The 2,661-nt window shown below is 68.2% G+C and carries 1 pseudogene; it reads left to right on the forward strand.

Annotated features, from left to right (window positions below):
* Positions 1-2,661, forward strand: a pseudogene (locus EOA33_RS31340) (translocation/assembly module TamB); the annotation flags it as partial.

Below are 2,661 nucleotides of genomic sequence, written 5' to 3' on the forward strand. Positions count from 1 at the left end.
GATCTGAAGCGCGACGGCGACTGGACCAATTTCAGCGGCGGCGCCACGATTGCCGGCATTCCGGCCACCGCCGCCGGCCGGGTCAGGATCGCGAACGGCACCACCAGTGTCGAGATCGCCTCAGGCGAAGCCACCGTTCGCGGCATCAAGGCGGCGATCGCCGGGCCGTCGAACCTCTCTATCGCCAATGGCGTGACCAGCATCGAAAGGCTGGTGCTCGATCTCGGCGGCGGTTCGGTGACGCTCTCCGGCAAGGCCGGCCAGACGCTCGACCTCGCGGCCACGGTCTCGGCGCTGCCGGCCGCCCTTGCCAACGATATCTCGCCCGGCCTCGACGCCGCGGGCACGCTCGACGGCACGGCCGAAGTCACCGGCCCGGCGGCAAATCCGGACGTCCGCTTCAATGCCAAATTGACCGGCGCCGAAACCAGCCAGACCCGCCAGGCCGGCCTCGGGCCGCTCAGCCTCAATGCCTTGGGAAGCTTCACCACCGCGGGCGGTATTGTGCTGGACCAGGCGACGCTTTCGGGCGAGAAGATTTCCGGCAAGGCTTCCGGCACCATCAATGCGAACGGCGCCAGTGATTTCGCCCTCGACCTTGTCTCGACGGGTCCAAGCCTGCCGCTGTCGTTCGGCAGCGCCGAAAGCCCGATCAAGCTTGAATTGCAGGCGCTGTCGGTGAAGGCGGCCGGGCAGGGCACGCAGCCGAAGCTCGACATCTCGGCCGTGCTGCCTTCGATCGCGACGAATTTCACCAAGTCGGAAGGCATCACGCTAGCGCTGCATTCCGATGCCTTCGACGTGAAGAGCCGCACCGGACCGATTTCCGGCACGGTGACGGTGGAGACGATCGGGCTCGACAATCCAACCATCGCGCCGCTGGTCGCCGGCAAGATCACCGCCAAGGTCGCCGGCAGCCTCGCCGCGGACGCGATCACGATCGACAGCGGCTCGGTGCAGGGCGAGGCGTTGGATAGCGCCTTCAACGGCCGCGTCTCGCTGGCCGACGGCGCCATCGACCTTAATCTCAAGGTCGACGCCCTCTCGGCGGCTTTGCCGGCGGCGGCGCGCGGCGTGCTGGCCGAGCGCACGCAGCTCAGCGCTGCGATGAAGCGCGACGCCCATGGCGGTGTCACGATCAGTTCGGTCAACCTGGCCTCCGGCGCGCTGACCGCCGACGGGCAAGCAAGCCTTGCCGACAACAGGCTCAGCGCCGACATCAAGGGCGCCCTGACCGATATCTCGCTGTTGTCCAAGGACGCCAAGGGCGCGATCGCCTTCGCGCTCAACGCGCAAGGGCCAAGCCTGGCGCCTGACCTGTCGTTGACTGTGAACAGCGACAGGCTTTCGGTGGCGGCGCGCGAAATCACCGGGCTTAAACTGACGGCCACCGGCAAGGCCGATGCCGCCAATCCGGAGGCGAATGTGCAACTGACCGGCAATGTCGCCGGGCAGGCGCTGCAAGGCAGCGCGGTGCTGGCGACCACCGATGGCAAGAGCGCGATCAACGGGCTGCTCTTGTCGCTCGGGAAGAACCGGATCTCCGGCGACCTCGCGCTTGACGAGGCCTTCGTGCCCGCCGGCACCATCGCGCTCGACCTGCCCGATATCGGCCCGCTGGCGGCGCTGGCGCTGGAAATGGCCGAAGGCGACGTGCGCGGCACCATCGCCTTCACCAAGACGGCCAACGGCCCCAACGTCACCGTCAAGGCGACCACGGCCGCGATTTCGCGTGGCGACCTCTCGGCCAGGAACGTCGCCATCGACGCGCTGGTCGCCAATTACCTGGCCGCCCCGGTGATCTCCGGCAAGGTCCGCGCCGACAGCGTCACTTCGGGCGGCACCGTGGTCAGCGGCATCAATGTCGACCTGAAGCGCGACGGCGACTGGACCGGCTTTTCCGGCGGCGCCACCGTCAAGGACATTCCGGCCAAGGCCGCCGGGCGGGTGAGGGTGGCGAATGGCACCACGACCATCGAACTCACCTCAGGTCAGGCGACCGTGCAAGGCATCAAGGCGGCGATCGCGCAGGCCTCGACGGTCAGTATCGCCAACGGCACGACGAGCCTGGACAGGCTGGTGCTCAATCTCGGCGGCGGCACCGCGACGGTGACCGGCAAGGTCGGACAGGCGCTCGATATCAATGCCGCGCTGGCCAAGGTGCCGGCTTCGCTCGCCAACAGTTTTTCGCGCGGCCTCGATGCTGCAGGTTCCATCTCCGGTACGGTCAAGGTGACGGGCGCGCCGGCCAATCCGTCGGTTGCCTTCAAGATCGACGCCGGCGGCGTGCAGACCGCGCAGACGCGCAGCGCCGGCCTCGGCGGCATGAACATTTCCTCGTCGGGAACGTTCGCCGGCAAGAAACTCACCTTTGACGCCGACATCAGCGACGGCGCAGGGCTCGGCCTGAAGGGCGGCGGCTCGGTGACGACGGCGGGAACGCCGGCGCTGGTGCTCGACTTCTCCGGCAAGGTGCCGTTCTCCTTCCTTGCCGCCAAGCTCGCCGCGCAAGGCCTGTCGCTGAGCGGCACCGCCAACGTCAATGTCCAGGTGCGCGGCCCGGCGACTTCGCCGGTCATCGGCGGCACGGTCAGCACGTCGGGCGCCCGGCTGGTCGACGCGCGCTCCGGCCTTGCCGTCAACGATATCGCCGCCGATGAC

It is taken from the genome of Mesorhizobium sp. M4A.F.Ca.ET.050.02.1.1, from assembly GCF_003997725.1.
GTDB lineage: Bacteria > Pseudomonadota > Alphaproteobacteria > Rhizobiales > Rhizobiaceae > Mesorhizobium.